General features: G+C 67.7%; 4 protein-coding genes and 1 pseudogene. 1 reads left to right on the top strand and 4 read right to left on the bottom strand.

Going from position 1 to position 3,749, the window contains the following annotated elements; genetic code table 11:
* Positions 1–412: 412 nt before the first annotated feature.
* A pseudogene (locus AC2VON_RS13480) lies at positions 413–538 on the top strand (phosphoribosylglycinamide formyltransferase 2); the annotation flags it as partial.
* Between the two features lie 91 nt (positions 539–629).
* On the opposite strand, the gene AC2VON_RS13475 reads toward AC2VON_RS13480, so the two are convergent.
* From AC2VON_RS13475 to AC2VON_RS13460, 4 genes are all read right to left on the bottom strand, one after another.
* Complete coding sequence (locus AC2VON_RS13475; RefSeq protein WP_486953417.1) at positions 630–1,265, bottom strand: PaaI family thioesterase; 636 nt, start codon at positions 1,263–1,265, stop codon at positions 630–632.
* Complete coding sequence (locus AC2VON_RS13470; protein WP_486953416.1) at positions 1,262–2,560, bottom strand: adenylosuccinate synthase; 1,299 nt, start codon at positions 2,558–2,560, stop codon at positions 1,262–1,264. Before AC2VON_RS13470 ends, AC2VON_RS13475 begins: the two co-directional genes overlap by 4 nt.
* A gap of 69 nt (positions 2,561–2,629) precedes the next feature.
* Positions 2,630–3,253 (bottom strand): hypothetical protein, encoded by a 624-nt coding sequence (locus tag AC2VON_RS13465; protein ID WP_486953415.1) that lies wholly within the window; start codon positions 3,251–3,253, stop codon positions 2,630–2,632.
* Positions 3,254–3,270: 17 nt separating this feature from the next.
* A partial coding sequence (locus tag AC2VON_RS13460) for an alkaline phosphatase family protein (RefSeq protein WP_486953414.1) occupies positions 3,271–3,749 on the bottom strand: 479 nt, incomplete at its 5' end.

The raw sequence follows: 3,749 nt of genomic DNA, 5'->3' as shown, positions 1-3,749 counted from the left end.
ACGTCTGGTGGCCACGACCGGGCAGATCTCATGGCCACCAGCGGGCAGTTCTCATGACCGCCACCGGGCAGTTCCCCATGTCCCTTGACACAGCGGTCCGGTGGGTAACGGCGGCCTGGCCGGTTGGGGGGCCGGGCGAGCGCCCGCGACTGCACCGGCGGTTACCCCCGCGGCCATCGCGCCGGCACCCGCGGCGAGAAATCTCCTCCGGGTAAGCCCCGGTGTCCACCGCGACCGCCGGACGGAACCGGACCCGTCGCCACCGGCAGACCCGACACCATCCATAGACAGAGGATCTTGTACCCGAACACCGCGGACAAGGAACCACGCCGTTCGGATCGGATCTCGTGCCGTCCGTGCAATGGTTGGGCAACACCGCAGCCTGCCGTTTTCGACCGAAAGCAGGTTCACCGAGGTGGTGCCCGGCGTTCGCGGTGCCCGACTGGCCTCGGACGTCAAGGGGATGCGGCGGCTGGCCGCCGACGAGCTCGGGCTGCCCACCGCGCGGTTCTGGTTGGCCGGGTCGGTTGACGAACTGTGTCCTCCCCCGGTTGCACCGAGCGGTTCTCGACCACTGGGGTGGCGGGCCAACCGGATCGCGACGCTCGATCTTCGATCAGCACCGCGGCCTAGGGCTGGCCGGCTAGCAGCCGGATCATCAGCGCGTGTGCTTCGGCAAGCACGCTGCCGTCGCTGTCGACCAACTCACCGGAGATGAACGCCTTGCGCCCCTCGGTGGTGTCGATCCGGCCCCGCACCACCAGCGGGGTGTCGATCGGGGTGACCTTGCGGTAGTCGACCTTCAGGAACGCGGTGCGGCTGATCGGGCGGCCCGCGGCGTGCACCACCATGCCGCACGTCCAATCGAACACCAGCGGCAGCACGCCGCCGTGGACCGCCGAGTTGCCGCCCACGTAGTAGCGGCTGAATTGACCACGCATCGCGACGCCGTCCGGGCCGAATTCGGTGATCCGCCAGGGCGGCATCAACAGGTTGCCCATGCCCGGCATCGACGGCACCCGCCCCGCTGGCGCGACGCCCTCCGGAACTCCGAACGGGTCGAGCATCTTGACCAGCTCCTCGGCCCGCTGCGCGGCGTCCTCCCAGGTGTCGTCGTCGGGATCGGTGGACACCGCCAGATCCTGCAGCCGCCGCATCGCGGTGACGAACCTGGCAAAGCCCGGGCCCGGGGTCGCGATGTCGTAATACGGGAACCCACCGTGCTTTGCGTACTCGGGGTCCAGTTCTTCGGGTTTGTCGCTCACCGGCGGCCCCGCACGATCTCCCGGCGCACGATGGTCTGCTCCCGGCCGGGACCGACCCCGATACACGAAACCGGTGCTCCGGCAAGTTCTTCCAGCCGCGACACGTAGTCACGAGCCTTGGCGGGCAGCTCGTCGAAAGTGCGCGCCGCGGAGAGGTCCTCCCACCAGCCCGGCAGCTCCTCGTATATCGGTTCGGCACGGGCGAATTCGGCCTGGGTCATCGGCAGTTCGCCGGTGTGCTTGCCGTCGACGGTGTAGCCGATGCACACCGGAACGGTCTGCAGGCTGGAGAGCACGTCGAGCTTGGTCAGGAAGTAGTCGGTGATGCCGTTGACCCGGGTGGCGTAGCGGGCGATCACTGAGTCGAACCAGCCGCAGCGCCGCCGTCGCCCGGTGGTCACCCCGAACTCGCCGCCGGTCTTGGACAGGTATTCGCCGCTCTGGTCGAACAACTCGGTGGGAAACGGGCCCGAGCCCACCCGGGTGGTGTAGGCCTTGAGGATCCCCAGCACCGTGGTGATCCTGGTCGGCCCGATACCGGAGCCGACGGCCGCGCCACCCGCCGTCGGGTTGCTCGATGTCACGTAGGGGTAGGTGCCGTGGTCGACGTCGAGCAGGGTACCCTGCGAGCCCTCCAGCAGCACCGTCTCGTCGCGGTCCAGCGCCGCACCCAGCACCAGGGCGGTGTCGGCGATGCGGTGCTTGAAACCCTCGGCCTGCGCCAGCAACCCGTCCAGCACAGCAGTGGGCTCCAGGGCCTTGCGATTGTAAATCTTGACAAGTACCTGGTTCTTCAATTCCAGTGCAGCTTCGATCTTCTGGGCCAGCGACGCTTCGTCGAGCACGTCGGCGACGCGGATTCCGATGCGGGCGATCTTGTCCTGATAGCAGGGTCCGATGCCGCGGCCGGTAGTGCCGATCTTCTTGCTGCCCGCATACCGTTCGGTCACCTTGTCGATAGCGACGTGATAGGGCATCAGCAGATGTGCGTGAGCCGAGATCAGCAGCCGGGAGGTGTCGACATCGCGCCGCTCCAGACCGGCCAGTTCGGCCAGCAGCACCCCGGGATCGATCACCACACCGTTGCCGATGACGTTGGTGACCCCGGCCGTCAGCACCCCCGACGGGATCAGGTGCAAGGCGAAGTTCTCCCCGGTGGGCAGCACCACGGTGTGCCCGGCGTTGCTGCCACCCTGGTAGCGCACCACCCACTGCGCCCGCTCACCGAGCAGGTCGGTGGCTTTCCCCTTGCCCTCGTCACCCCACTGGGCGCCGATCACAACGATTGCCGGCATGGCTTTCTCGCTTACGTCTCTGGCTTATTGTGGTCCAGCCGGTGAGAGAGCCTATCCCAAGCGGTCTACTCAGAAGGCGGCCAGCAGGTCCGGCACCAGGTGGCTGAAGTCCAACGCCGCGCCGGGGTCCAGCGACGGGGTGAGGTCGGGCAGTCCATCCGGCGAGTCGACCAGGCCAACCAGGGTCTGCGCACTCAACGTCGAAGCTGCACCAGAAACCAGCTTGATCAGGAAGTCATAGATCGGCGTCACCAGCCCCTGCGTGACGGCGGCGCCAGCAGTTTCGATCAGTTCTGCGATGCCTGCCGGCAACGCCGAGCCCGCCGCCACGGCCGTGCCGATGGAAGTGAACACCCCACCGAGTTCTGCTATCGCCGCGCCGAGGGAGGTCACCGCCCCGCTGAGAAGCGAGAAGGGCGTAGCGGCCAGGCCGGACAGCCCCACACCGACGGCGATCTCAATGTTCGCCAAGGTGGTGAGCAGGCTGGTCAGGCTCGAAGGGTCGCTGGCGAGATCCAGCAGCGCCTCCAGGCTCGGCGGTCCACTACCGATCAGTCCGCTCAGCACCACACTGACGTCGGCGAGCGGCCCTTCGGAGGCCGAGAGCGCAATAGGCGGTCCTTGGGTTCCCGCTAGGGGTGGCGGGCCCGCCGAGGCGACGACAATGACGCCGGCGCTCGCGACGGCCGCCACGGTGACACCGCAGCAACTCATGTGCTCGGCACCACCGAACCGGTGGGCGGGAGCGGCACCGGCGGCTGGGCCGAGCAGGCCAGGCTGGCCGGGCTCTCGCCGGAAGGGGGCAGATCGGCGACCGTCGCCGGGGTGAACGTCGGGTGGCCGCCCTGCATGGCGGCCAAATCCAGGAAGTCGGTTAGGTCGTTGGCGTTGGCGTCGCGCATCGTCAGCGACGGCAGATTCCAGATGCGCTCGATCAGGGCAAGCACCGAGGTGTGATCGTAGACGAGATGGCTGACGTAGTTCTGCTTCGCATACGCCGACACCAGGACCATCGGCACCCGGAAACCGTACCTGTGGAAGCCGTCGTACTCCGACTCGCCGAGTTCGACCACCGGCGGGATCAAATCCGGGGCCAGCGCGACCGGAGGCACCACATGATCCGCCCAGCCCCCCCACTCGTCGTATTGGATGACGAGCACCGTCTTGTCCCAGTTGGGCGATGCGCCGA

The sequence above is a fragment of the Mycobacterium sp. TH-M82 genome (assembly GCF_057473605.1).
Note: the sequence above shows the minus strand (reverse complement) of the source record. Positions and strands in the feature narration are given on the sequence as shown.